This window comes from Faecalibacillus faecis (assembly GCF_003024675.1).
Taxonomy (GTDB): domain Bacteria; phylum Bacillota_I; class Bacilli_A; order Erysipelotrichales; family Coprobacillaceae; genus Faecalibacillus; species Faecalibacillus faecis.
Window position 1 is genome coordinate 48,534 of the sequence record NZ_PYLP01000006.1, and the last position, 26,544, is coordinate 75,077.

Sequence of the window (26,544 nt, forward strand, 5' to 3'; positions counted from 1 at the left end):
AGATTGGAGGACAAATGTAGTCCTTCAATTGAGAAGGGTGGTGTCAAACTAGATAGTTAGCAATGATCTATTACAATAACTATCTAGCGGTTATGAAAAAATATCATTTCTTAAATCTAAAAGGAGTAACAGCTCATAATTTATTAATTAATGGGGATTTCCAAGTAAATCAACGAGGTCAAAGTAGTTATACATGTGATGGAACGAAAAGAGTTTATGGTGTAGATATGTGGTCGTTTTCAAAGTCGAATACATTTATGAAGGTTACAGAAAACGGAATTGAAACAAATGCTCCTATAAGTCAAATGTTTAATAAATTAAAATCAGGTGTGAAATATACTGTTGTATGTAGTATTGATAATGTTATTCATACAAAATCAATTACTGGTGGAACTTATGATACTGATACAAGTCAAACAATTATGTATCTAACTTTTAATAATGTTGAACGTATATTAATTACACCAAATGGTACTCAAACAATTAATTATGTTGATTTGTTTGAGGGTGAAGTCGTATATAAACATCAAAAAGAAGATTATTCAATTGCATTATTAAGATGTCAAAGATGGTTATACAAAGGAACATTTTGCGGAGTTATGTATGGCTCTGTTGGTGGAACCAAGTATTACTATCAAGGAGTTACAAATTTTCCAATAGAAATGGTTGATGTACCAGCAATTACATTTACATCCATCGAAGTACCTAATGTTGGTTTTTTAAGCGCTGATAAAGTAAATTTACGAGTAACTAATAAATATATCGGCAAAATAAGTATAGCGGATCTAGGTGTTTCGTTAGCATCTTCTAATGATTACATTAGATATCCGTTAATAGTTGATTTCATAGCCAGTTGTGAACTGTTATAATTAATAAATTAAATGACACCATATACATTTAAACAATGCATATGAAATATTATCATTTTTTAAATAAAAATTTTAAAGATGTTTTAGGACTGCATCAGTTTGCTCCACTTACAACGAATGCTCTGCAAATAAATAAAGATACTGGGGAAACAAACGGTAAAATTGAAGCTATTAGAACACCTGATGTTTCTACAATAGACAATTTTTTTGTAAAAAGCGGGGTTGTTGTAGCTTTAAAAAGACAATATGTCATATCACAAGGTCACGCAATTGTTGATATAGACATGGTTTATCCGTTCCCATACACAAAGTGGAGAAATGTTTTTAATCAAACTTGGAGCGGTTGGAAACTAATTAGCGGAGAAGTTGATATGAATAGCAGTTTATTAGATAAAAGCAAAATTATATAAAGAAGGGATGAAAGAAAATGGATCTAAGTTTTATTACTAGTTATTTTGTTCCAGTCGTTATGGCTGGATGTCTTGCAACAGGATATGTTGTAAAAAAATGGATTAAGGATGTAGATAACAAATACATTCCAACGATCGTATTTATTGAAGGTGCAATTTTAAACTGCATCGTTATGAATAATGTTACTGTAGAAAGTATCGTGGGTGGTGCTATTTGTGGTTTAGCATCAACAGGACTTCATCAAGCTTTTACACGTTTGATTGAAAATAAAGAAAATTAGAGGTGTGTGTATGCAAGAAATTTTGATGCAAACATATACTATTGCTTTACCTATTATATTAGGTTATATCGTATGGTTATTACAAAATCAAAAGAAATCACGTGATGCAAATTCACGTGGGACTATGCTTCTTTTAAGAGTACAATTAATTGAATATCATTCCAAATATACCAAAAGAGGAAATATCCCAAGCTATGCATATGAGAATTTTAATGAGATGTATAATGCTTATCATGATTTAGGCGGTAATGGAATGGTAACTCACATGAAAGAAGAAATAGATCAGTTACATTTTAATAAGAATGAAGAGAGCGAATAGCTCTCTTTTATATTACAAGGAGGATAAAATAAATGGGTTCAGATGAATTTTTAGATTTATGTAAAAAAACAGTTAGAGAATACACAGAAGAACATCTTGATAAAACGGATGGCAAAGTTGATTTTGATGTCTATGCTGTTTGGAGTTGCAAAGCATTGCAAAATAGTAAAGCTTTAGCATCAACATCTCTTCCAGATGGAATGTACTACGAATGTACGTACAACGGAGATAAGAAAGAACTTTATTTAGATGCTTATAAGAAAATTGAAAATAAATGTATTAAATTAGGAGGAGAATAAAAATGTCATATGAATTAAAACAAAATTTAGCAAATCGTGCGAATTATGGAGCACAAAGAGATTTATCAAAAATCAAATATTTAATTATTCATTATACAAGCAATGATGGAGATAGTGACGAAGCAAATGGAAAATACTTTGCTAACAACGTAGTTAAAGCATCCAGTCATTATTTTGTAGATGATAATTCAGTAACTCAATCAGTTCCAGATGATTATGTTGCTTATGCTGTTGGCGGTAAGTGTCAATCAAATCATCATCCAATGTATAAAGTAATCACAAATACAAACTCAATTTCAATTGAAATGTGCGACAATCATAAGGATGGCACAGTTCATATTTGTGATGAAACATTAGCAAATACCTATGCATTAGCAAGAGCACTTATGAGTAAATACAATATTACTATTGATCGTGTTTATCGACACTTTGATGTTAATGGTAAATTATGTCCTAATACTAATGGATTGTTAGAAGATGCACTTTGGCAAAACTTCAAAAACAATATCGTTAATTCAACAGTTGGAAATCTAGGGACTTCAACAGCAACTACTGTTCCTACTCCTGCAGTCAATCCAAATAAAGATTCAATTGTTTCAAGAGGACAACAACATTCTATTAATTTTACAGGTCATACAATTTCAACTGATGGTATTTGCGGAACAAAAACATTGGCAAACATTGCTCGTTGTTTCCAACATGCGATTAATTTAGATTACAAAGAATCATTAGCTGTAGATGGTGCTTTTGGTACTAAATCAAAAGAAGCGTTAGGAAAACATTATGTTAAAAATGGAGAAAAACAATATTTAGTTACTGCTGTTGAAATTGCATTGATGTGTAGAGGATATGATCCAAACGGAGTTGAGTGCCCTGGTAAATTTGGAGATGGACTTGAAAAAGCTGTAAAACAATTCCAAGAAGACAGAGGTTTAACCGTTGATGGTATTGCAGGAAGAAATACAATTTTAAAATTAATTGGATGTTAACTGAAAATAGTGTATAATGCATTTGTATATGTATTATAACTAATTTATTTTAGTAAATAATTCGACGTTACAACAATTGAATATTACGCAAAAAAGCCTATCCATTCCATAGATTTGGATAGGCGATTTTTTTGCTATACTTTTATATATAATAAGTATAGAAAATCTTATTTTTTCAATAAATTTCATTAAAAAATTGTACTTAATTAGTAACAAATTAGTAACAAATCGCTCAAATACTGCATAATATCGTGGTTAAATTTTCATATTTTGAAAATAAAATTCAAAGATTAAAAAATAAGTATAATACTTTTGAAAGGGTGAAAGTATGAAATTTAAGTTTTCAATCAAACTAGCAATTATTTCTTTAATTGGAAACATTATTATCGCTATAGGTGTTTCAACATGCCGTATATCACAAATGGGAATTGACCCATTTACCTCAATGACAACAGGGATCAGTGGTTTATTAAATATACCTTTAGGTGTTTTTCAAGGAAGTATTAATGCGGTCTTATTTTTAGTTTTAATTTTATTAAGTAGAAGTAATTTAAAATATTTAAATATTGGTGCCATTATTAATATGTTTTTACTCGGGTTCTTTGTACAATTCTTTAATAATGTTTATTGTCAATTATTTAATGTTTCTTCACCAGATGTTATACCATTTTCATTACCAATGAAATTCGTGGTTTTAGCGATTGGTATTTTATTTGTTACACTTGGATGTTCTTTATATATCACCTCAGATCTGGGAACAGGATGTTATGATGCTTTATCTATTTATATGGCAGATGTGATGTCACCATCTTATTCAGTATGTCGTATTATGACAGATGTTGTTTGTGTTTTAATTGGGTTTATTACAGGTGGGCCATTAGGAATTGCGACAATTATATTGATGTTTGGGACAGGTCCATTAATTAGTACATGGAATAAATTGGTATCAAAACCAATTGTTGAAAAATTTGCCTAAAATATTCCTCGGTAATTGTAGAGTTATCTAGTATTTTTTTGTATAATGGACACGTTATGAAAGAAATAAAAAGAGGAATGAAAAATGGAATACCAATTGCTTTAGGCTATTTATCTGTGTCCTTTTCTTTTGGAGCGATTGCTGTATCAATGGGATTTAGTGTGATACAAGCAGTTTTGATCTCGCTATTGAATCTTACTTCAGCAGGGCAATTTGCTTCACTAGGAATTATTGCCGGACAAGGAACGTATTTAGAAATGGCTATTGTGGAATTGACCGTGAATATTCGTTATGCGTTTATGTCACTTTCACTTTCCCAAAAAGTAGATGAAAAGTTTAAAGGAATTTATAAATGGCTCTTAAGCTTTTTTATTACCGATGAAATCTTTGCCTTATCGATGCTTGAAGAAAATGTGAGTCGTACTTACTTCTTTGGGCTTGCTTCGATTTCTACGGCAGGATGGATGCTTGGAACAACCTTAGGGGCAATGCTTGGCTCTATTGTACCTACGGTCATTAGTAATGCTTTATCAATTGCTTTATACGCAATGTTTATCGCAATTATTATTCCAGGAATGAAAAAAGATAAAAATATAATAAAAGTAGTAGCTCTTGCAATTATTATCCGTTCAGGTTTTTACTACTTACCCATCATCAATCAATTATCAAGTGGTTTTGCGATGACGATTTCAGCTCTTACAAGTGCTTTTATAGGCGCTGTGTTATTTAATAAGGGGGAAGCACATGGATAAACAGTTTTATATTTATTTAGCAATCATGTCGTTTATTACTTATGCTATTCGTGCGATACCACTTGTCTTTATTAATAAAAAAATTACGAACCCAACCATTCAATCCTTTTTGGATTATATTCCTTATACGGTTCTTGCAGCGATGACCTTCCCAGATATTTTTTATTCAACAGGTCATTTGCTTTCTGGAATCGTTGCGACAATCATTATTATTTATGCGTCTTATAAAGAATTAAGTCTCATTCAAGTCGCTTGTATTGGATGTTTTGTTGTAGTAATGATTGAACTTATTTTGTGATACAATGTATCACATTTTATTTTTTATGTTTTTAGCACTCGCATCTTGTTATTGTGACGTTGGTTTTGTCTAGTTTCATATAGTCCCGTAACGCCCTATTTACAAGGGATTCACGGATTTTGAAAATTTGTAGCTGTTCATCAAAAATCGTCATTTTTCAGAAATTTGGGGTCAAAATTGGCGTCAAATAACCTTGATGTGTATTTTGAATGTCGGCAAAGAAGCTGACTGTGAAATGAAACAATTAAAAGAAAGTGAGGACAATTAAATGAATTTCGGACAAAATTTATATCAATGGTTTTTATCAAACGCACAGAGCTTAGTGCTTATGGCGATTGTGGTTATCGGTATCTACTCAGGTTTCAAGCGTGAGTTTTCCAAACTTATCGTTTTCTTGGTAGTTGCTTTAATTGCTGTCGGATTGGTATTCAATGCTGGTGGTGTGAAAGATGTACTGTTAGAGCTGTTCAATAAGATTATTGGAGCATAGGGGCATATTGAAACGCTGTAAGCTACTTGATATAATTAAGAAAAAAGAGTGGAGGCGTTTTTTATGATGAGATTAGATTTACGTGATTTACATATAGATATTTTAAAACATAAAACGACTTATGATGTATTTGATTATTCTCATAATGGTATACAATTTAACATTTTGTTTGATGTAAACTGTATTCCTTTCAAATTAATTTTTATAAAGAAGAACAGTGGACAATATCTAATTTTAGATGTTTTGGCTGGTTATCAACTAAATACTTATTTAGGCGAGAAATTAAAAATCTTAAAAGATATGTTGGAATTAAAAAATGGAAAGAGTAAGTTTTCCACAAACCAATTTTTTGAAGAATTTAACAAAAAGATACCTCATACTATTCAGAATAAGAAATTGTCTAAAGCAACAATTAGTCATGTATATCATTGTGAAGAAAATGAAAAAATTTATATTCGTGAATTGCGTAATTGGGATAAATATCCAGAATTAGGAAAACACGCTACAAAAGAAAACAAGGAAAAAACAAGATTATTATATCCAGATATTTATGAAGAAATAAAGGATAAAAATATTAGTGTGTTTTATACTGATAAAGAAAAATAGAGAAAAGCAGTTGGTCTTAGGATTGACTGCTTTTCTCTTACCAAAATTTCAGATTGGAGTGATTACATGAACGATATTTTTAAAGATATGCAGGCAAAAGTCGGCTGTGAATACATATCTGACCTGCCCTCTTACAAGCGTAAGGTGTGGCAGGAAATGAAACGATTGAACCCTGCTGATTATGAAGAAAAACAGTTAGAAGATTTTTCAAAGTATGTGTTTGGTATGTCGTACCAGACCATAAAGGATGTGATGAAACAACAGAAAGGACGTGAAGAACAATGCAAGAAACAAGGGTGCTGGTGGAAACGAGAGGAACAACTGACGAAGAAACAACATCATATTGGTTCGACCTGCCGATAGATGTTGCAGAGTTTGAAGAAAAGTTAGGTATCGGTGCAGAAAGTCAAGAGTACCACATTATCGAAAAGGTACTGCCCTTTGCTGATGAAGTCCACGAACATACAAGAGTGTACAAGCTCAACGAATTAGATTTTATGTACCTCCAGCTTTCGAGCGATATGCAGGAGGAATATACAGCACTTGGTTCGAACAAAAAAGAATACAACAATGGAAAAAAGAGGATTATGAAATTATTTATCCATTAGAATATTATGAAAAAGAAAGCAAAAAGGACATCTCTATGGATTGATTGATCAAGAAACGAATCAACTTGTATGTGGAGCTGTTACCGAAGTTTTCAGCTCATGTCATGCGACATACCGCCTGCACCAGAATGGCAGGGTGCCGTATGGATGTAAAGGTTCTTCAATATATTATGGGACACGCTCATATAGATGTAACAAAGGAAGTGTATAACCATATCGGAGAGCTGACAAGGATTGAAAAAGAGGTTGCAAGACTGGATAGCATGGCGTTAAACGCTTGACACCAGAAAAACAAAAACTGGTGTCAAATTGGTGTCAAAATCGAAAAAATCACAATTTCAAAAGAAATAAGATACTGCAAACCATTGATTTTAAAGGGTTTGCAAAAAAATATAAAAAATATTAGCACTCACCTCTTGACAGTGCTAAAACCAAGAGCTATAATGTATTTAGAAATTAGGAAAGGTATTAATAAAGAACCTAGTTTCAAGAGTTAACACCGCTTGAAGTAACGATGCTAATGACTAAGCATTTATATTGAAAGGGGAAATGACTTATGATGATGCCTAGCTTATTTACAGAAAACTTATTTGATGATTTCTTTAATGATTTCGATGAAGATTTCTTTGGAAAGAAAAATCCATTATATGGAAAACATGCAAGAAATATGATGAAGACAGATGTCAGGGAAACTGATACGACTTATGAAGTAGATGTTGACTTACCAGGCTTCAAGAAAGAAGATATCAATGTCAACTATGAAAATGGATATTTGACAATATCAACAAGTAAAGGCTTGGATAAAGATGAAAAAGACAAAGATGGACATTATATCCGACAAGAAAGATATGTTGGAAATATGACACGAAGCTTCTATTTAGGAGATATCCCAAAAGAAGATATCAAAGCTAAATATGAAGGAGGAGTACTTCGTTTATCAGTACCTAAATCAGATATGAAACAAATTGAAAACACAAGTACAATTATGATTGAATAAAAGATGTAAGGGTGAAATCTTCAAAAGATTTCATCTTTTTTTTGTTTATAGGATATACTAAAGAAAATAAATTTTAAGAGGTGACGAAAATGTTATCGTCAAAAAGAGTCGTCCTTCCCTTAGTGGGAAGTTTCTTTTTGCCAGGAAAAGCAAAAGAAACAATTGAAGAAATAGAAGATCAAGAACTTGCACAAATTGCTTGGGCTGAGTATTATTTCTTTTCTGCAAAAGCCAAAGAATGTGTAGAAATCGTAGAAAAATACTTAAATCATGAAGATGTTATATTACGCTTATCGGCAGACATGCTCTATACATTTTCTAATTTAACTTTAGGAGATGCCTTTGCTGCACAATGTGCCAGAGAAGACGTTTATCGATGTTTCGAAAAAATAATGAAAGAAAATACCCCTATAGAAGAAAAAGCTTCTTGTGTATTTGCTTATTATGTTATTAGTATTTTTATACATATTCCCCTCAAGAAGAAATACCACCTTTAGAACAATATATTTCCTATTTACCTATAGGGCAACGTTTATTCGCAATCAGTTTACTAGCTCATCAAACCTATTTAAAACAAGAATATGCAAAAGCAAAAGGAATTGTTCAAGGAGCGTTTTTTATGGCAGATGGTATTTATCCCATTGCGATGACTTATTTAAATTGTGTACAAGCAATGTGTCAAATCAATTTAAAAGAACAAGAAGAAGCTATTCAATCAGTTGATTATGCATGGCAAAGAGCTAAACTTGATGGATTTATGGAACCTTTTATTGAATATCATGGATTACTTCAAGGGGTTTTGGAAGTATGTATTCGAAAAAAGGAACCTGATGTTTATAAAAAACTCATGGATGGAGTAATCGCTTTTAGTCGAGGTTGGATGAAAATTCATAATCCTAAGATGCAAAAAGAAGTAACAGATCTTTTAACGCCTTTGGAATTTTCAATTGCCATGTTAGCTTGTCGCGATTGGACAAATCAAGAGATTGCTGAACATTTAGGATTATCGGTTAACACAGTAAAACACTATGTTTCGGGAATTTTAGAAAAATTAAATATTGATAAACGTGATAAAATTAAAGATTTTGTTAATCAATAAAAAGTGTCCATAAAAAAATAGGCACTTTTTCATTTTCTTAAGTGCCTATCAATAAAATAATTCTAATGATAAAATTTAAGAAAAGGAAGGGAGAAAGAATTATGAAAAAATTGCTGAGTTTTTTACTTTCTTTAAGTGTGTTATTTATATTTATGATACCAATTAATGCAATGAATATTTTTATTGATTTAAAAATTATAGGTGAAACAGATTTAACACTTGAGGTTGAATCAGGGGATAGTATTGATAATGTTAAACAAAAAATTCAAGATAAAAAAGGTTTTCCTCCTGATCAACAATATCTCTATTTTAATGATCAACTTCTAGAAGATGGAAGAACATTAGCTGATTATAATATCCAAAAAGAAAGTAAACTGTGTTTATTATTAAGGATGGTAAAAGAACCAATTTCTAATTTAAAAGAAGGTAAATATGAAGAAAATAAAACAATTCAACTTGCTTCTAAAACAATAGGGGCAACAATCTATTATACGATGGATGGAAGCATGCCAAGTAAAACAACCGGTATAAAATACACAGAGCCAATAAATCTTATAGGAGGAGTAGGCAAAAATACATCTATTACAATTAAAGCTATAGCTACTAAAGAAGGAATGCAAAAGAGTCAAGTAAGTACATTTGTTTATACAATAAGTATTCCTGCTGCTGATTATAGTCGAGTTAATGAAGCTATTTCTAGGGTAAATTCTATAGATAAAGAATTATATGAAAATTATAATAAAGTAGAAAAAGCGCTTTATCAAATTGATTGGAACAAAAGTAAACAAGAACAAGCAATAGTAGATAGCTATGCAGATACTATTAATAAAGCGATTGAAGGACTTGTAAAGAAAAACAAAGATTATAAAGTTACTGAAGGCGAAGCTTTTGTTAAAGAAAGTGGAAAAGATATTTCAATAAGAATAGATCATGAATATACAGAAAATGTAAAAGTAGAAGTAGATAATCAAGAAGTTGATAAAGTACATTATAAAGTAACAAAAGGTTCTACAATTTTTACTTTTGGTGATATGTATTTAAATACGCTTGCTGTAGGAATACATCATGTAAAAGTAACATTTGAAGATGGTATAGCTACAACAACTTTACTCATCAAAGAACAAACAAAAGATGATAATAATAGGAAAGATTCAACATCAAATAATCAAGAAACAGTAAAACCAATGGTAAAAGCTGAAAATAAAGAAGAAGTAAAAAAAGTAAAAACAGGGGATGATGAAAATATTATAGGTGTTGTTTTATTATTGATAGGAAGTTTAGTTGTTTTAACTTATATTAAAAAAAAGAGAATTGAATAAAATAAATGATGGCAACTCGAATGAGTTGCTTTTTATATAAATATTTGACATTTATAAAGTTATCTATTAAAATAGTTCAAAAATGAACTATCTAAAAATGAAGGAAGTGATAATATGAATATTGATTTTGCTAGAAAATTAGAACTTGCTTATCATCAACAATGTAAAGATCTTTGTAATGAATTTCATCTAAAGCAAACAGGGTTTGATATTTTGATGTTTTTGGGAAATAACCCTCAATATAAACATGCTAAAGATATTGTGGAAATAAGAAAAATCAAAGCAAACCTTGTTTCAATTCATGTGGATCAGTTAGTTGATCAAGGATATTTATCTAGGATAGATGTTCCAGGAGATCGAAGAAAAGTTGAATTAGTTTTGAATAAAAAAGCGAATGATGTTATAAAAAAAGGAAAAGCGTTTCAAAACCATTTCTTTTCTTCACTTTTTTCAGATATTGATGAAAAGCATCAAAAGATATTTAAAGAAACATTAGAACTTATGGAAAAAAATATAGATTGTTTATTGGAGGAAAAATAAATTGGAAACAAATATTTTATTTATTATTCTTGTAACCTTTTTTGCTGGAATGGGAGCAGGTCTAGGAACAGGTTTTGCAGGAATGTCAGCGGCTGCTGTTATTAGCCCAATGCTCATTGCTTTTTTGAAAATGGACCCTTATATGGCAGTAGGTATTGCTTTGTCATCAGATGTCCTTGCCAGTGCGGTTTCAGCTTATACTTATGGAAAAAATAAAAATTTAGATATTAGAAATGGTTTATTGATGATGGTAAGTGTACTTATTTTTACGGTAGTAGGTAGTTATGCGGCAAGTCTTTTACCATCTTCAACAATGGGAAGTTTTTCAGTTTTTATGACTTTTATTTTAGGAGTTAAATTTATTGTTAGACCAGTAATGACAACGAAAGAGGCGATGAATAATGTTTCTTCTAAAAAAAGAGCAATCCAATCTATAATTTGTGGAACTTGTATAGGTTTTATTTGCGGTTTTGTTGGAGCAGGTGGAGGCATGATGATGCTTCTTATCTTAACAACAGTCATGGGATATGAACTTAAAACAGCAGTAGGTACGAGTGTTTTTATTATGACCTTTACAGCCCTTACCGGAGCTATTTCACATTTTATGATTGGTGGGCTTCCTAATTTAACAGTATGGATTTTATGTATTATCTTTACTCTTATTTGGGCAAGAATTGCTGCTTTATTTGCGAATAAAGCAACTCCTAAAACCTTAAATAGAGCAACAGGAATTGTTCTTGTTGTTCTAGGAATTGTTATCTTTTTATTTTCATAATATAAAATTGAGGAATGAATCCTCAATTTTTTATGCGACAGGCAGTCGCTTATATGTCATGTTTACAGGAACATGAAATTTTCTATTTACAAATGATTGTTCAAGATAGTTAACTATAAACTTGAAATGCGTCATGGAAGCTAGAAATCCTGTAGACGAAATATCAGGCCGAAACAAAATATGAACTGAAGGTGCGGCTGATGTTAGTATAAAAACTGTACAAGTTAAATGGAAGAATTAAACATCATTTGGTACAATGTCATAAGTAAAAAAAGAAATGGAGAAAGACTATGACAAAACCAGTATTTGATGATGAATTTAAACAAGGTGTTGTAGATTATGCTAACCAACATCCTGAAGAATCCAAAGTTTCTATTGCTAAAAGATTTGGTATTGCAGACAGTACAATTCATAAATGGATAAAAGATGCAAACAACAATGGCAATAAAATTGAATCTCGAGGATCCGGTAATTTTTCTAGTGATGAGGCTAAAGAAATTGCAAGATTAAGAAAAGAATTAAAAGATACACAGGATGCGTTAGAAGTGTTAAAAAAGGCCATTGGCATACTGGGAAAATAAATAAAACAGATATTTATAAAGCAGTTAAGGAAGAAAAGCAAAAAGATTCTACTGTTTCTGTTTCTAGTGTGCTGAAAAAATTAGATGTAAGCAGATCAGGATTCTATGATTATTTGAAAAGAGTTCCAAGTAAAACCAAATTAAGAAAAGAAAGAATTACAAAAGAAATCAAGAAAATCCATTGTTATCTGAAAAATATGAGGATTATCATGCAATTTATGCATTTGCACATATTCTTGAAAGATATTTGTGTAAAGAACAACTGTCAGAAAAAATATATTGTTTATCACAAAGAAATTTAGAATTATTAAAGAGAAATGAAAAAATATTTGATGAAATAGTTAAAAATTCATATAAAAATTGATAAGTCAAAAAGAGTTACTTAAGATAAAATAGAGGTCAAGCATAACAATGTTTTTTCTGATATTATCATTTTTTATTGCTTGAATAGAAAGATATAACATGAGATAATATTCATTGGAAAGAAATATCAATGGGAGGATAAATATCATGAATTTAATTTCGGAAAGTTATAGTATTGTTAAATTTTTATTTAATATTAATGACTTAAGAAATCTCAAAAGTATATTTCAACATGGAATATTATCTAAAAATGAAAAATTAATACGTGATATTTCTTCAACGGATTTATCAAATCCAGATGTTCAAAAAAGACGTGATGATAAAAGAATTCCAAATCATGGAATGCTCCATGATTATGCTAATTTATATTTTAATCCTAGAAATCCAATGATGTATTACTTAATAAATCATAAAAAAATAGATGATTTATGTATTGTTTGTGTTGATAAAAGAGTTCTTGATTTAGAAGGAACTGTTGTATCAGATCGTAATGCTGCATCAGAATTGGCAGCTTTTGAATCAGCTGATAAAGGCAAAAGATATATTAAATTTTCTAAAGTTTTTGCAAAATATTGGACGAGTGATAACCCATTAGAACAGTATGAAAATAAACAAATACAATGTGCAGAGGTTTTGGTTCTCAATAAAGTGCCCGTAGAATATTTGATAGGTGTTATTGTTTGTAATGAAAATGCAAAACAAAAAGTAGAGGATTTGAATTTAAATATTCAAGTGATTATTCGTAAAGAATTATTTTTTCAATAGAAAGGAGGCAGTCATATGATTAGAATTAAACTAGGAGATATTTTTGAATCAGAGATGAAAACCCTAGTTAATACTATTAACTGTGTTGGTGTCATGGGTAAAGGAATTGCTAAAATTTATAAAGACAGATATCCAAAAATGTTTGAAGAATATAAGGATATGTGTACTAAAAAGTTAATTCATACAGGTTATTTATATCCTTATTATGAAGATAATTCTGTAAAAATTTTAAACTTTCCAACAAAACAACATTGGCGTTCTCCTTCTAAGCTTGAATATATTCAAGAAGGATTAAATTGGTTTATTCAAAATTATGAAAGATTAAAAATCACATCTATTGCATTTCCTCCTTTAGGTTGTGGTAATGGTGGACTTGATTGGGAAACTGTTGGACCACTCATGTATCAATCTTTAAAAGATCTGCCAATAGATATTGAAATCTATGCACCTTTTGGAACAGAAAAAAGTAAATTACAGGTTGAGTTTTTATTGGTTAATGAAAATAAGGTGAATAAAACAGGTGTTATTTATGAGAAAATAAATAATAACTGGCTACTGGTATTACAGCTTATAAAGAAATTAGAAGAATCTGAATATAACATTAAAGTAGGAAGAACAATTTTTCAAAAAATATGTTATGTTTTATCAAGATATGGGACTGATATAGGTGTGGAATTTTCAAAAGGAACATATGGTCCATACAGTGCAGATATAAAGAAAATAATTACAATTCTTTCAAACAATAATTTAATTTATGAAAAAGAATATGGAAAAATGATGCTTATAACAGTGAGTAAGGATTTTAAGATAGATAAATCATTATATTCACAAAAAGATATAGAAAATGTAAATAAAACGTTTCAATTATTTAAAAGGGTGAAGGATACAAATCAAGCAGAATTGATTACGACTATTTTATTTTCATTTGATAGTTTAAAAGAAACTTATCATGAGGTGACTGAAAATATGATATATCAATATATTCTTGAATGGAAAAAAAGATTTAGTGGTTATCAAAGTGAATTAAAAATTAGAGAACTTATTAAGTCACTGACTGGAATGAATTTAATTGCTACTGATTATACTAAAGATTATGTAGACGATATGCTTTTTTAAAATAAGTTTGGAATTATAAGAACAGCTTTGTAGAGAGTTGTTCTTTTTTTATGAATAAAGAATGGAGTTGAATCAATTGATAAAGAAAAATATAAAAGAAATTCAAAAGTTAAAATCGCAAAAACAAATAAAACTCAATAAAAGAAATCAGTTAGATGAAGAAATTAATCTCATTAATTTACACCTCAAAGATTTAAATAATTTGAAGAATCAGTATGAAAAACTTGAAAAAATACTGATTATTTTTTTGATGGTTTAAATAATGGAGGATAATAAAAAGATGAAATTTAAAGTTGAAATTATAGAAATATTGCAATATCAGGAAGTGATTGAAGACAAAGATGAACAGAAAGCTTTACAGAAATTAAAAGAGAAATATCATGATCAGGGAATCATTCTTAATGAAGAAAATTATGTATAAACCGATTTTAAGGCCATAGAAAAAATGAAAAAGAAAGATGAATATGTTAGATAATGATCTTTCGTATGGTCAATTAAAATTCTTTATAAAAGAGATTTATTTCTATGTCCTGAATTGTAGCAAGCAAGGACTTTTGCCGTCAAAAGTCAGCCTGTTAGGGGAAATCCCCCTAATACCCCATGAAGGAGAAATGAATTATGGAGTATATAAAACTATTTGTTGTATTTGAATTAGGTGCCTTATGTGGTGCTGTTATCATGTGTATGCTACAAGGTGGTCGATATATAATGGCAACAACTTCTATATGGGCAGTTAAGTACAGTTTAAAAGATGTTCTTGATTATGCTTCTAATCCTATAGTGCTAGTATAAATTTAGTACCAGTTAAACAGAAATATTTCTAAAAAGGATGATGTAAATAATTTGATGATACAAAGAACGATAAAGAAAATATAGATTTAAAAGATGCCGTTGAAATATTAAAAAAAGCAATGAGCATAGTAAGCAGCCAGTAAATGTCCTCTATGAAGCTATTAAAGAATATATAGAAGAAAGTACTGGTATTAAAACTGTTTCTTTAAGAGCTGTAACTCAAATACTTGGTGTTTCAAGAAGTGGATTTAAAAGTTGGATAAATAGAGGGATTCTAGTCTATGCGTTCTTCGTTTTTCTTCCTAGGGAGAAAATATGAAAATACATTTAAAAGATAATAAAATTATTTTATATAATATAGAAAGAATTATAGACAGTATTTATTTTATTATGATTTTAGAGTGAATTTAAAATCGGGTAGAAGACTTGTATAAATTATTGTGGGAAGAGAAGATTATACATATTTCATACTATTAACTTCAAAGCCTTAAGAAAAAATAGAGAAAGAAGAAATCCGAGAATAAACAGCTAAAATAGATATTGTACATTTTAGCTATTTCATTTATTATATTATTACTATGTATTTGGAGGTCTTATATGAAGATAACATTACTGTCAAAACCAGGTTTTTCAGGAAATATGCTGGTTCGTAAAATAGAAGAAGTAGCTAAAAGTCAATTAATGGATATTGAAGTGTTTTTAAATGAACATTTACAAGAGGCTGATGTGGTTTTACTTACGCCACAAAGAAGTGAAGATTTAAAGGAAATTAAAAAGGTGGTTAAAGTGCCAGTAGCCGTAATTTCTTTAAAAGATTATGGTTTGTTAGATGGAAGTAGTATTATAAAATATGCAAAACAGTTGATTCAAAAATAATGATAATGTATTAAAGGACCATGAGATGTTTTTTTTAGAAGAAATCTCATGGTCTTTATTTTGTAAAATCAAATAAATATAAAACAGATATATTTTTAAGTTAAAATAAAATATTTTCTATTAGCTATTTTGACTAGACAAGAGTATAATAAATCCTATGAATATATGTTTGTTTGTATTTTTTAGTGATATAAAAAGTACTTAAAAAGGAGGTAGCTATGAAATATATACAGCGATTAGGTAAATCATTAATGCTACCTGTTTCAATTATGCCCATTGCAGCACTTCTTAAAGGAATAGGATATTGGATTGATCCTACTGGATGGGGTGTACATAGTCCGCTAGCGGCTTTATTAATTACTTCTGGTGGGACAATTATTGATAATCTTCCTATTCTATTTGCATTAGCTGTTGCTATGGAAATGTCTAAAAAAAGAGATACATTTATTGCATTGAGTACACTTGCTTGCTATATGACAATGACAACTATTTTATCACCTAAATGTATTTCTTTAATGATGCAAATTCCAGAATATGATGTGGATTTGGCATTTCATAATATCCAAAGTGCTTTTATAGGAATATTGATAGGACTTATTGTTTTTATTTCTTTTCAAAAATTTGATCAAAAGCGTTTACCGCAATTTTTATCTTTTTTTGATGGCAAAAGATTTGCGTCAATTATCGCAATAGGTATCACGCTCATTACTTCTTTGCTTTTTATTTATATTTGGCCTACTTGTTATCATTTCTTTATTTATTTTGGAAGAGAAATATCAAAATTAGGACCATTAAGTGCAGGAATTTATGGTGTGTTAAATCGTTTATTGATTCCTACCGGTTTGCATCATGCTTTAAATTCTGTATTCTGGTTTGACGTTGCAGGTATTAATGATATTGGAAAGTTTTGGGGAACGATTTCAGGTGGGGTTAAAGGTACGACAGGAATGTATCAAGCTGGATTTTTCCCAGTAATGATGTTTGGTTTACCTGGAGCTGCTTTAGCAATGTATCATTGTTCTAAAAAAGAAAATAAAAAAAAAGTAGGTTCCATTTTATTTTCAGCAGCGTTGGCTTCGTTTTTTACAGGTGTTACGGAACCTTTAGAGTTTGCTTTTATGTTTGTTGCACCTATTCTTTATTTAATTCATGCCTTCCTTACAGGAATGATGCTTTTTATTGCTGCAAGTCTTAAATGGATGGCTGGTTTTGGTTTTTCAGCTGGATTAATTGATTATATATTGAGTTTTAAATCGCCGTTTGCGAATAACATATTATTTTTAATCCCTTTAGGAGTTATTTGCGGTGTCATTTATTATGTTATTTTTAGAATGTTGATTTTACGATATGATCTTATGACACCTGGAAGAGAAAAAATACAACCAAAAGAAGAAAAAACAAAAGCATTTACTTATGATGATATGTCAATTGAATTATTAGATGCACTAGGTGGAAAAACTAATGTTTTATGTGTTGACCACTGTATTACACGATTACGTGTGGAAGTAAAAAATATATCAATAATAGATAAACAGGCTCTATCAAATATGAATTTCTCTCACATTGTTGAAACAAGCGAGCACGAAATACAAATTATTATAGGAACTGAAGTTCAATTTATTGCTGAGATATTAAATGAAATATTAATGTAGGGAGAAATAAAATTGAAAATTATAAAAATATTTAATAATAATAGTATTGCAGCATTATCTGATGAATTAGGAGATATTATTTTGACAGGGTCAGGTATTGGCTTTCAAAAGAAAATAGGTGATTTAGTAGATGAGTCACATATTGAAAAAACATATATTTTTAAAGATAAAAGCGAAAAACGGTTACGTAGAGCAATTGATGATATTGAACCTATTTACTATGAAATTACAAGCTTGTTAGTTAATAAAGCAACAAATGAATTAAGTACACAATTTTATGGAGAAATCTTTTTAGCAATTAGTGATCACATTGCCTTTGCTATTAAACGTAAAAAAGAAAAGATAGATTTACCTAATGTTGTTTTATCAGAGACGAAAGCGATATATAAAAAGGAATACCAACTGGGATTATGGGCTATAAAACTTATTAAAGAAAAGATTGGAATTCAATTAGAAGAAGCAGAAGCAGGATATATTGCTTTGCATTTAGTAAATTTTTCAACAAAAAATAGTTCACAAAATACATCTAAAATAGTAAATTTTGTAAAAGATGTTTTTGAAGTAATTGAGCAAACTATGAATATAAAATTAGAATTAGATTCAATCAATTATGCAAGGTTATCAACACATCTTAAATTTTTAGCGGAAAGAGTTTTTCGTAATGATATTGAAAATACGATGGATACAACAGAAAATATAAGAGATATGTTAAAAGAAAATATTCGATTATCATTATGCATTAATCGAATAAAAAAAATGATTAAAAGTAAATATAATTATACACTTGCGCCAGATGAACAAACTTATTTATGTATTCATATAAAAAAGAATTGTCACATTTAAAATGTAAGCGCTCGACAACAACTGTATATTCTCGTTATTGTATAGACAATGATTGTTACTTTAATTAGGCAAGACCAAATATATAGACGACATTTTTTATGTTGTTTTTATGTTTGGTTTTTTTTAAAAGAAAGGGAATAAGAATATGAAATTGAAAAAGAAAAGTATTACGCTGTCCTTACATTATCTATGTCGATGAGTTCAGTTCTAGCGATTGTGCCAGTTTATGCAGAGGTGGCCAACAAAATTTAGCGTTAAACAAAACGGCTTATGTTTCAAATGAATATGAAAGTATGCCAAGAAAAAATTTAACAGATAAAATTATTTTAAATCAGATTTATAACGCAAGATATGTACGCTTATATATTGACTTATATACTTCAAATGATCTTGTTTTTGATGAACAAACAACAGTACATGTTGGCGCAGATGAATACAATGCAGATAAAGAAGCTTATCGTCGATTCTCTGATGATAAGTTGAAATATGTACAAGATACGGGAAGAACAGCGCGTATTTTGGGAAGTTAAACACAATGTTTGGGGAATACAGCGGTAAGAAGCAAAGATGTTCAAATGAACTTATGGAACTTTGGTTATGCAACTATGGAACAAATGTATGAACAAGATTATGATTTAATCGATTGTAATGATGGTCATTACTACATTGTTCCTAATGCCGGATATTATTATGATTATTTAAAAGATGGTATTTTATATAATCAAGAAATTAATTCTATTGGGAATGTAACAATTCTTGTTGGGAATGAACAAATGCTTGGAGGGCTATTGCTGTATGGAACGGCATGACAGATTATTTAGAAAATGGTATTGGTGAATATGATGTTTATGATCGTTTACAAAATTTAATTCCATTATTTGGTGCTAAATTATGGGGTAAAGATGATAAAACTTTAAGCCAAGAGAATAATTTAAGAGTTACACTTGGAGATGCTTCAGGTACAAATTTTGGTTATGAAACGATAAAGATGAAAACGATATTGCTCATTATGATTTAGGTAATTTAGGTTAATTAAAAGATTATGAAAATATTGAACTTGCTTTATTAGATAGTCATGATACTTTACATTTATTAGGTGATAAGAGTTATGTTTCTACATCATTTAATATAGTTGGTTTAAATAATGATTTACATGTTAAAGTTAAACATGATTCTTCAAGCAAAGATGAACAGATTTTATTTGAAAGTAGTTATGGAGCCATTAAAGCTGTTCAAAAAGAGACTGGTAAAGCAGGATTAAGTAGAGAAAATCATGATTATTCATTTGATTATGAATTACCAGTTAATCAATGGGTTGAATTAGAATTTAAAAATAGAAAAGAAGTCATTGAATTATATGTAAATGGGCAATTAGTAGATATACTTGATGATGAACAAGTAAATGGTAAATTATTAAAAGCAACAATGATGATTCCTTTTGAAAGAATTGGAAGTAAAGAACATGCTTTTGTAGGATATGTAGATGATATTCGATTAGGTTCACAAAAACATTTGTTTCAACAATGGAATTAGACTATTTAGTAACAAGTGCAAGTATTATTGCTTAAGAATCAGAAAATAAACAATTATAAGATATTATTAAAGAAGCCCAAAATGTTGTAGATAATCATGATGCTTCAAAAGAAAAAATAGATGAAGCTGTGATAAATTTAGAAAAAGCAATGAATAATCTAAAGAAAGTAGAAACTTCTACTAAAAATGATGATTCATCATCTAAAAAAGACGAAGAATCAAATTATAGTATCTACAAACAAAGACAATAGAAAACAAAAGAATACATCAACTGCTAAAACGGGTGATGAAGCAAATGTTATTTTATTTGTATGGATGGCATTTATATCATGGTTGGGTATTAAAAAAAGAAGATTTATAGTCAATAAATACCACTACAAGTAAGTAGTGGTATTTAATTTGTCTAGACAAAATTATTGTAACCGCTTGCATAGACAAACAAGACATGTTACAATACAAGACGTAAATACGGATTGTTACTTTAAGTAGGCAAGACCAAATAACTTACACTTTTTTAGCGTGGTTTATTTGGTCTTTATTTTTTGCTCTTGTATTTGCAAATTAAAATTACATTATTCATTTAAGGGAGCAGTAATGTAAATAAGGAAGGAAGAAGAATATGAAAGAGAAGGTAAAAAAAATCATTGCAGTGGTACTTACATTTTTAATGTCTATTGGATGTGTTCAATCTTATCCAATGGTAAGTGCCTTGGAAAGTGATTATGAGGTTTATCCTAATCCTCATATGATGGAATATCAAGATGGTTCATTTGATATAACATCAAATGTCAATATAGTCTATGAAGATGGTATTGATGAATATACAAGGGATAGACTCAATGAAGTGCTAGCTATTAAAAAGATTAATGCTACAACTTCAACAGAAGTTAAAGAAGATCAAACAAATATTTTAGTAGGTATAAAAGGCTCTAATCAATATGTTGATCAATATGCTGGTGAACATTATACAGTAAAAACAAGTAATTTATTTGATCAATTAGATTCTTACTTATTAAAAGTTGATAATGGAAAAATTACTGTTTTAGGTAAAGATACAGATGCAGCTTTTTATGGTCTTACAAGTTTGTATCATATTTTTAAACAATTAGACGGAACAAATATCCGCAACTTTACAATGGAAGATTATGCTAATGTTGCAAGTCGTGGATTTATTGAAGGTTACTATGGGAATCCATGGTCTACAACGGATCGTATAAAATTAATGGAATGGGGAGGATACTACAAGTTGAATTCTTATTTCTATGCTCCTAAAGATGATCCAAAACATAATTCTAAATGGCGAGAACTTTATACAAACGAAGAAATTGAAACAAAAATCAAACCTCTTGCAGAAGCAGGAAATAAATCAAAATGTCGTTTTGTCTTCGCTTTACATCCTTATATGTATGATGCAATTAGATATAATAGTGAAGAAAACTATCAAAATGATTTAAAAGTTTTACAAGCTAAATTTGAACAAGTAATACAAGCAGGAGTACGTCAAATTGCTATTTTAGCTGATGATGCAGGTAATGTCGGTGGTGAAAATTATACAAGAACATTAACAGATATGACAGCATGGTTAAAAGAAATGCAAAAAACATATCCAGATTTAAAATTAACATTACCATTCTGCACACAAGAATATATGTATAATGGACAAGGTTATTATCGAAATTTCCCGGAAAATATTCAAATTGTCATGACAGGTGGTAGAGTTTGGGGAGAAGTAACAAATGATTTCACAACGACATTTACTAATAATGTGGGACGTGGACCTTATATGTGGATCAACTGGCCATGTACAGATAACTCTAAAAAACATTTGATCATGGGTGGTTATACAACATTCTTACATCCAGGTGTAGATCCAAACAAGATTCAAGGAATTGTTTTAAATCCAATGCAACAATCTGAACCAAGCAAAGTTGCAATTTTTGGTAATGCATGTTATTCATGGAATATCTGGCAAAGTGAAGAAGAAGCACAAAGATGTTGGAACGCTTCCTTTAAATATGTTGATCATAATAGTGCTCTTGAAACGAAAGCATCAGCTGCTTTAAGAGAACTTTCAAAACATATGATCAATCAAAATATGGATGGTCGTGTTACAGCCTTACAAGAATCAGTTGACTTAAAAGATCGTTTAGCTAGTTTTAAAGAAGCTATCTCTAATGGGACAACAATCAGTGATGAACAATTTGAAGATTTACTCAATGAATTTACAATTTTAAAAAATGCGAGTGCTACTTATAGAGCACAAGCAGGTGATACAAGAGTAAAAGATCAAATTGTCTATTGGTTAAATTGTTGGGATGATACAACAGATGCAGCAATTAATTATATTAAAGCCATTAAAGCAGCGCAAGATGGTGATGCAAATGATAAAATTTGGGATCTTTATGCAGCAGGACAAGCTGCTTTTGAAAAATCAAAAACTTATGGATTTAATTATGTTGATCATTTAGAATATGCCGAAGTAGGTGTTCAACACATTGTACCATTTATTAAAACAATGGATTCTTATTTAGGTGATATTGCTTCAACAATTGTTGATCCAAATAAACAAGTAATTAAATTCATTACAAATCGTAACGATATGCCAACAGGTAATACAGATTATGTATTTGATAATAAAGTGAATACGGAAATTGTTTATAAAACGCCAAATTCGATTAGTAAAGGAACTTATGTAGGAGTTACTTATACAAAAGCAATTGATATTGATAAAGTAACATTTAAATTAGGGACAAACGCGAATCCTAATGATACTTTTTCTAAAGCTAAAGTGCAATATACAACAGATGGTAAAAAATGGGTTGATTTAAATGATCAAGAATATACTTTACCAAAAGATGTTGTATTAACTGATTTGAGATTAAAATCAGTTAGAGGAATAAGAATGATTGCTACTGAAGATAAATCTAATACATGGTTGGGTGTTAGAGATATTGTAATTAATGCCCAAGAAAAAGATGCAGGTACATTATCAACTGATAAATTAACACTTAAATCAGGGTCATTAAATGATTTATTAGATGATAGTGAAGATACATACGCACATTTTGCAGAAAGTCCTTATAAAGGTGGAGAAATTAAAGACTATTTACCAATTGATGCAAGTATCACATTAACTTTCAACAAAGAAAAAACATTAAGAACAATTCATTTTGCACAAGATGCAGGAAATGATAAATCAACAAAATATGTGATTGAATATACAACAGATGGACAAAACTGGACAGCTATACAAGAATATAATGGAGATGCATCTGTTGAATTAGATGTAACAAGCCAAAATATTAAAGCGAAAGCAATTCGTATTAGAAACTTAGAATTACATTTACAAGATAGTGCATCTGGATATTGGTGGAAAGTTAAAACATTTAAAATGGATGATTCAGGACAAATCAATGCAACATTTATGTATACAGATGTATGGGGAATTTATCAAGGAACAGTTGCTAACTTAACAGATGATGATGATTCAACAGATGTGGAATTTCGGACATCAGGAGATATAACAAGAAAAGGTGATTATATTGGTTGGGATTTAGGTAAAGAAACGGCTATTGGTAAAATTCATGCAGCAATTGGTGGAAAACGTGAAGCAGGAAATAAGTGGAAAAAATATAGCTTACAATATTCTAATGACAATAAAAATTGGACAACATACAAAACTTATCAAGGTGTTTCTAGCGGAAAAGATACAATAGATGAAAATTTCAATGGTTTAAAAGCACGTTATGTACGTTTAGTTAATGAAGAAGAAAAACCTGTATGGGTTATTTTCTCCGAATTCTCTGTAAAACCTTATAATCCAGATGAAAATTTTGATAATACAAATGTTTATACAAATACGGATTATAAATTAGCTTCACAAAGTGAAGAAGCTCTTACAGAATTAATTTATAATCAAGAAATTAGTTTAGAAAAAGGTCAATACGTTGGTGTTGATTTATTAAGAATTAAAGATTTAAGTACTTTCAATATTGATTATGAAAATGGCGAAGGATTAACTTTACAAGTTTCTAAAAATGGTGTTGAATGGACAACAATTACTAATCAAGATGGTGAGCTTCCAGATGGAAGATATGTAAGATTGATAAATAAAACAGATCATGCAATCAAATTAACAATCAATCATTTTAAAGTGCATTCAAATGAAGTTACAGCTCCATATTTATATGAAACAACTATGAATATTAATTCATCATGGGGTGTTGCAGAAGATACTAGAAATAATGGTGCTGCTTTTGATGGTAATATTGATACAACAACAGAATTCGGAGACTTCCCACAAAAAGGACAATATATTATTTATGATTTAGGACAAGAAAGAATAATTTCTAAAATTCAAATGTATTGCCAAGATAGTGCGGTCAATTATATTAGGGATGCTGATATTTTAGTATCGGATGATTTAAAAAATTGGACAAAAGTAGTAACTATTGGAGATGGTAATGAAAATACAAATGATGGAGACGTTAAATGCATTGATTCAGATGCAGGTTATAAAGCCTCAAGTACTTATCCAAATAAAGTATATGTAGAAGGAACTGCAAACCAAGTTAAAGCACGTTATTTGAAAATTTTAATGACAGCTTCAAATAATAAAAGAGCGGTTCTCTTCAATGAAATCGATATAAATGATGGAGAATATGTACCAGTAACAAATGATCCAGCATATACTTCTACAACTGTAGAAGCAAAAGGATATATTCCACAATATTTATTTGATGGTGATTTATCAACAGCTTATAAACCAGGAACAAAAGAAGCAGGAAGTATTACATATACATTATCAAGTAATCTAGATGTCAAGAAAATGCATATTATTCAAAAAGGTGAAATTTCAAATGCAAGAGTATCTGTTCTTGTTGATGATTTAGATGCAAAAACACGTACAACTCATAAAAAATGGGTTCAAGTAGGAACTTTGAGAAAATCACTTAATGAATTCTATATGCCAGATGGTAATATCTATGAATTAAAAATTGAATGGGATGAAAATCATATTCCAACAATTTCAGAAACCATTATGTTAAATGAAGATGAATATGTATCAACAGCAACAAAAGATTTACAAGATTATATTGATACTTTAGATGTGAAAGAATCAAAATTTACAGCTAATTCATACAAAGAATTTAAAACAAAATTAAAACAAGCAAATAAAGTGTTAAATGAAAACTATGGTGAACTTGATTTGGTAGTTCAAGCCAAATCAGAATTAGAAATTGCTTATACAAGTTTAGTTAAACGTGGAGATATTCAAAGTGTTAAGGCTGAACTTGATGCAATTGATCAATTAAAAGAAAATGATTATACGAGTGAAACTTGGGCAACATTACAACAACAAGTTCAAACAATAAATGATACACTTGCTAAGGGTGAAGCGAATATTACTGAAAAAGATGTAGAAGATATGGTTGAAGCTTTACAAAAAGCGAAAGCACAATTAGTTACAAAAGTCACAGTAAGCAAAGAAGTTTTAAAAAATTATATTGAATCAAATGAATTAGACAAATTAGATACAGATCAATATTTAACTTCAACAGTAAGCAGATATAAACAAGCATTAAAGAATGCACAAGCATTACTTGCTCAAGAAGCTACTAAAGAACAATTGGATGAAGCATTAAAACAACTACAAAATGCAAGAGCACAATTAGTTTTAAAGGCAACAGATAATGAAATCAATGTATTGAAGACTATAATGGCTCAATATCAAGAAAAAGATTATACAGCATCAACATGGAAAGAATTTGAAAAAGCATATAATGATATTAAAAAATCATTAGAGAATGAAAACTCAAGTGATGACATTAATTTATTAACTGTTGCATTAGAAAAAGCTTCTCAAAAATTAGTTAAACGTGGAGATTTAAATGGAATTCATGATTTATTAGATAAAATCAAACAATTAGATAGTAAAAAATATACAGATGCATCTTATTCTAAATTATTAAATGCTGTAACAGAAATATCTAAGAAATTAGAAAATTCTTCAGAAATGACACAAGAAGAAGCAGATGTTCTTGTAAATGAATTACAAAATGCAATAGATTCATTAGAAAAAGCACCAACAGTATCAACTGATACAAAAAATGAACCTATTCAAAAACCACAAGTTATTACTACTAAAGAAACAAATAAAGTAAAAACAGGTGACCAAACATCAATTTGGACATTTATGACAATTGCATTTATTTCAGTAATAGCCTATATTGTATTAAACAAAAAAACAAAAGAAAATAATTAAATAACTATTATAAAATAGTAGTAAAAAACCATGGGGAAATATGCAAAATAAGTACTCATGGTTTTATATTATTTGAATAAAAATCAAAAAGGCAAGAATGTCTTAAATCAATTAATTATACTTTTATGACA

The 26,544-nt window shown here is 29.5% G+C and carries 33 protein-coding genes and 1 pseudogene; all 34 read left to right on the forward strand.

Annotated features, from left to right (window positions below; all coding sequences use genetic code 11):
* Positions 1-62: 62 nt before the first annotated feature.
* The 34 genes and pseudogenes from C7U55_RS06555 (at position 63) to C7U55_RS06720 (ending at position 26,413) form a co-directional block, all read left to right on the forward strand.
* A complete protein-coding gene (locus C7U55_RS06555) occupies positions 63-869 on the forward strand; it encodes a hypothetical protein (RefSeq protein ID WP_106987874.1) in 807 nt (268 codons plus the stop codon).
* A 41-nt stretch (positions 870-910) separates the two neighbouring features.
* Positions 911-1,279 carry a hypothetical protein gene (locus tag C7U55_RS06560; RefSeq protein WP_146139614.1) on the forward strand — a complete coding sequence of 123 codons (369 nt, stop codon included), beginning with the start codon at positions 911-913 and terminating at the stop codon, positions 1,277-1,279.
* A gap of 17 nt (positions 1,280-1,296) precedes the next feature.
* On the forward strand, positions 1,297-1,560 hold the full coding sequence (locus C7U55_RS06565) for a phage holin family protein (RefSeq protein ID WP_106987876.1): 264 nt from the start codon (positions 1,297-1,299) through the stop codon (positions 1,558-1,560).
* Between the two features lie 10 nt (positions 1,561-1,570).
* Positions 1,571-1,879: a hypothetical protein gene (locus C7U55_RS06570; RefSeq protein ID WP_106987877.1), complete on the forward strand. Its 309-nt coding sequence runs from the start codon at positions 1,571-1,573 to the stop codon at positions 1,877-1,879.
* Between the two features lie 32 nt (positions 1,880-1,911).
* Positions 1,912-2,178: a DUF6275 family protein gene (locus C7U55_RS06575; RefSeq protein WP_106987878.1), complete on the forward strand. Its 267-nt coding sequence runs from the start codon at positions 1,912-1,914 to the stop codon at positions 2,176-2,178.
* A 2-nt stretch (positions 2,179-2,180) separates the two neighbouring features.
* A complete protein-coding gene (locus C7U55_RS06580) occupies positions 2,181-3,167 on the forward strand; it encodes a peptidoglycan recognition protein family protein (RefSeq protein ID WP_106987879.1) in 987 nt (328 codons plus the stop codon).
* Between the two features lie 328 nt (positions 3,168-3,495).
* Positions 3,496-4,143: a YczE/YyaS/YitT family protein gene (locus tag C7U55_RS06585; protein WP_106987880.1), complete on the forward strand. Its 648-nt coding sequence runs from the start codon at positions 3,496-3,498 to the stop codon at positions 4,141-4,143.
* Between the two features lie 56 nt (positions 4,144-4,199).
* Positions 4,200-4,895 carry an AzlC family ABC transporter permease gene (locus tag C7U55_RS06590; RefSeq protein ID WP_106987881.1) on the forward strand — a complete coding sequence of 232 codons (696 nt, stop codon included), beginning with the start codon at positions 4,200-4,202 and terminating at the stop codon, positions 4,893-4,895.
* Positions 4,888-5,193, forward strand: a complete 306-nt coding sequence (locus tag C7U55_RS06595) for an AzlD domain-containing protein (protein ID WP_106987882.1) — start codon at positions 4,888-4,890, stop codon at positions 5,191-5,193. The genes C7U55_RS06590 and C7U55_RS06595 overlap by 8 nt, the downstream gene beginning before the upstream one ends.
* A 268-nt stretch (positions 5,194-5,461) precedes the next feature.
* The gene (locus C7U55_RS06605) at positions 5,462-5,683 is read left to right on the forward strand and encodes a hypothetical protein (RefSeq protein WP_106987883.1); all 222 of its coding nucleotides are present in this window, start codon (positions 5,462-5,464) and stop codon (positions 5,681-5,683) included.
* A 63-nt stretch (positions 5,684-5,746) separates the two neighbouring features.
* The gene (locus tag C7U55_RS06610) at positions 5,747-6,289 is read left to right on the forward strand and encodes a DUF6037 family protein (protein WP_106987884.1); all 543 of its coding nucleotides are present in this window, start codon (positions 5,747-5,749) and stop codon (positions 6,287-6,289) included.
* Positions 6,290-6,355: 66 nt separating this feature from the next.
* Positions 6,356-6,652, forward strand: coding sequence for a conjugal transfer protein (locus C7U55_RS06615; RefSeq protein ID WP_106987885.1), 297 nt, complete (start codon positions 6,356-6,358; stop codon positions 6,650-6,652).
* A pseudogene (locus C7U55_RS06620) lies at positions 6,571-6,834 on the forward strand (antirestriction protein ArdA); the annotation flags it as partial. The gene C7U55_RS06615 and the pseudogene C7U55_RS06620, both read left to right, overlap by 82 nt.
* Before the next feature lie 134 nt (positions 6,835-6,968).
* Positions 6,969-7,178 carry a tyrosine-type recombinase/integrase gene (locus tag C7U55_RS06625; RefSeq protein WP_275666255.1) on the forward strand — a complete coding sequence of 70 codons (210 nt, stop codon included), beginning with the start codon at positions 6,969-6,971 and terminating at the stop codon, positions 7,176-7,178.
* 275 nt (positions 7,179-7,453) lie between these two features.
* On the forward strand, positions 7,454-7,894 hold the full coding sequence (locus C7U55_RS06630) for an Hsp20/alpha crystallin family protein (protein ID WP_106987886.1): 441 nt from the start codon (positions 7,454-7,456) through the stop codon (positions 7,892-7,894).
* Between the two features lie 89 nt (positions 7,895-7,983).
* Positions 7,984-8,391, forward strand: a complete 408-nt coding sequence (locus C7U55_RS13785) for a hypothetical protein (RefSeq protein WP_204638407.1) — start codon at positions 7,984-7,986, stop codon at positions 8,389-8,391.
* A 122-nt stretch (positions 8,392-8,513) separates the two neighbouring features.
* On the forward strand, positions 8,514-8,993 hold the full coding sequence (locus C7U55_RS13790) for a response regulator transcription factor (RefSeq protein WP_204638408.1): 480 nt from the start codon (positions 8,514-8,516) through the stop codon (positions 8,991-8,993).
* 101 nt (positions 8,994-9,094) lie between these two features.
* Positions 9,095-10,312, forward strand: coding sequence for a ubiquitin-like protein (locus C7U55_RS13670; RefSeq protein ID WP_162297424.1), 1,218 nt, complete (start codon positions 9,095-9,097; stop codon positions 10,310-10,312).
* Between the two features lie 114 nt (positions 10,313-10,426).
* Positions 10,427-10,852, forward strand: coding sequence for a MarR family winged helix-turn-helix transcriptional regulator (locus C7U55_RS06645; RefSeq protein WP_106987887.1), 426 nt, complete (start codon positions 10,427-10,429; stop codon positions 10,850-10,852).
* Between the two features lies 1 nt (position 10,853).
* Positions 10,854-11,627: a sulfite exporter TauE/SafE family protein gene (locus tag C7U55_RS06650; protein WP_239985179.1), complete on the forward strand. Its 774-nt coding sequence runs from the start codon at positions 10,854-10,856 to the stop codon at positions 11,625-11,627.
* 290 nt (positions 11,628-11,917) lie between these two features.
* Positions 11,918-12,208 carry a transposase gene (locus C7U55_RS06655; RefSeq protein ID WP_106987888.1) on the forward strand — a complete coding sequence of 97 codons (291 nt, stop codon included), beginning with the start codon at positions 11,918-11,920 and terminating at the stop codon, positions 12,206-12,208.
* Positions 12,209-12,718: 510 nt separating this feature from the next.
* A complete protein-coding gene (locus C7U55_RS06665) occupies positions 12,719-13,336 on the forward strand; it encodes a DUF4433 domain-containing protein (protein WP_106987890.1) in 618 nt (205 codons plus the stop codon).
* Positions 13,337-13,351: 15 nt separating this feature from the next.
* Positions 13,352-14,452 (forward strand): type II toxin-antitoxin system antitoxin DNA ADP-ribosyl glycohydrolase DarG, encoded by a 1,101-nt coding sequence (darG, locus tag C7U55_RS06670; RefSeq protein WP_106987891.1) that lies wholly within the window; start codon positions 13,352-13,354, stop codon positions 14,450-14,452.
* A gap of 76 nt (positions 14,453-14,528) precedes the next feature.
* Positions 14,529-14,711, forward strand: coding sequence for a hypothetical protein (locus C7U55_RS06675; RefSeq protein WP_227279425.1), 183 nt, complete (start codon positions 14,529-14,531; stop codon positions 14,709-14,711).
* Between the two features lie 21 nt (positions 14,712-14,732).
* A complete protein-coding gene (locus tag C7U55_RS06680) occupies positions 14,733-14,873 on the forward strand; it encodes a DpnD/PcfM family protein (protein WP_162297425.1) in 141 nt (46 codons plus the stop codon).
* Positions 14,874-15,070: 197 nt separating this feature from the next.
* Positions 15,071-15,244, forward strand: a complete 174-nt coding sequence (locus tag C7U55_RS13540; RefSeq protein WP_155522380.1) for a hypothetical protein — start codon at positions 15,071-15,073, stop codon at positions 15,242-15,244.
* A 597-nt stretch (positions 15,245-15,841) separates the two neighbouring features.
* Positions 15,842-16,120: a PTS sugar transporter subunit IIB gene (locus C7U55_RS06685; RefSeq protein ID WP_106987893.1), complete on the forward strand. Its 279-nt coding sequence runs from the start codon at positions 15,842-15,844 to the stop codon at positions 16,118-16,120.
* A gap of 218 nt (positions 16,121-16,338) precedes the next feature.
* On the forward strand, positions 16,339-17,772 hold the full coding sequence (nagE, locus tag C7U55_RS06690; protein WP_106987894.1) for an N-acetylglucosamine-specific PTS transporter subunit IIBC: 1,434 nt from the start codon (positions 16,339-16,341) through the stop codon (positions 17,770-17,772).
* A 12-nt stretch (positions 17,773-17,784) separates the two neighbouring features.
* Positions 17,785-18,615: a PRD domain-containing protein gene (locus C7U55_RS06695; RefSeq protein WP_106987895.1), complete on the forward strand. Its 831-nt coding sequence runs from the start codon at positions 17,785-17,787 to the stop codon at positions 18,613-18,615.
* A gap of 293 nt (positions 18,616-18,908) precedes the next feature.
* Positions 18,909-19,145 (forward strand): hypothetical protein, encoded by a 237-nt coding sequence (locus C7U55_RS06700; protein ID WP_106987896.1) that lies wholly within the window; start codon positions 18,909-18,911, stop codon positions 19,143-19,145.
* Between the two features lie 9 nt (positions 19,146-19,154).
* Complete coding sequence (locus C7U55_RS06705; RefSeq protein WP_106987897.1) at positions 19,155-19,424, forward strand: hypothetical protein; 270 nt, start codon at positions 19,155-19,157, stop codon at positions 19,422-19,424.
* On the forward strand, positions 19,421-19,633 hold the full coding sequence (locus tag C7U55_RS06710; protein ID WP_106987898.1) for a hypothetical protein: 213 nt from the start codon (positions 19,421-19,423) through the stop codon (positions 19,631-19,633). Before C7U55_RS06705 ends, C7U55_RS06710 begins: the two co-directional genes overlap by 4 nt.
* A 643-nt stretch (positions 19,634-20,276) precedes the next feature.
* The gene (locus C7U55_RS14115; RefSeq protein ID WP_275666253.1) at positions 20,277-20,399 is read left to right on the forward strand and encodes a hypothetical protein; all 123 of its coding nucleotides are present in this window, start codon (positions 20,277-20,279) and stop codon (positions 20,397-20,399) included.
* 368 nt (positions 20,400-20,767) lie between these two features.
* Entirely contained in the window at positions 20,768-26,413 is a 5,646-nt protein-coding gene (locus C7U55_RS06720; protein WP_106987900.1) for a beta-N-acetylglucosaminidase domain-containing protein, read from the forward strand.
* Positions 26,414-26,544: the final 131 nt, after the last annotated feature.